This is a genomic window from Gemella sp. 20925_1_85 (assembly GCF_041433735.1).
Lineage (GTDB): Bacteria > Bacillota > Bacilli > Staphylococcales > Gemellaceae > Gemella.
Map to the genome: position 1 here is coordinate 1 of NZ_JAPWCC010000062.1, position 658 is coordinate 658.

Here is a 658-nt window from a genome sequence, read left to right on the forward strand (position 1 = left end):
GCAGATGCACAAGCGAAAGCCGATGCAGCGAAGACTGCGATTGATAATGTGACAACAAACGCAGCTGTAGAACAAGCTAAAACTGATGGAGTAACAAGTGTAGATTCAGTAAATCCAACGGCACAAGCGAAGCCAGCAGCTAAAAAAGCAATAGACGACGTGTTGAAAGCTAAGAACGATGCGATCGACGCAAACAACGACTTAACAGCGGAAGAAAAAGCAAAAGCTAAGGAAGATGCGAAAGCAAAAGCCGACGCAGCGAAGACTGCGATTGATAATGCGACAACAAATGCAGCGGTAGAACAAGCTAAAACTGATGGAGCGACATCAGTAGATTCAGTAAATCCAACAGCACAAGCCAAACCAGCAGCTAAGAAAGCGATAGACGATGCGCTAAAAGCTAAGAACGATGCGATTGATGCGAACAACGACTTAACAGACGAAGAAAAAACTGCGGCGAAAGCAGATGCAAAAGCGAAAGCCGACGCAGCGAAGACTGCAATTGACAATGCGACAACAAACGCAGCTGTAGAACAGGCTAAAACTGATGGAGCAACAAGTGTAAGTTCAGTAAACCCAACGCCAGTGGCAAAGCCAGCGGCTAAAAAAGCGATAGATGACGCACTTAAAGCTAAGAACGATGCGCTCGATGCAAACA

Annotated in this window: 1 protein-coding gene; it reads left to right on the top strand. The window is 45.9% G+C overall.

The genetic code is table 11. The features are described 5' to 3' along the window. A partial coding sequence (locus O3884_RS09010) for a DUF1542 domain-containing protein (RefSeq protein ID WP_371453056.1) occupies positions 1-658 on the top strand: 658 nt, incomplete at both ends.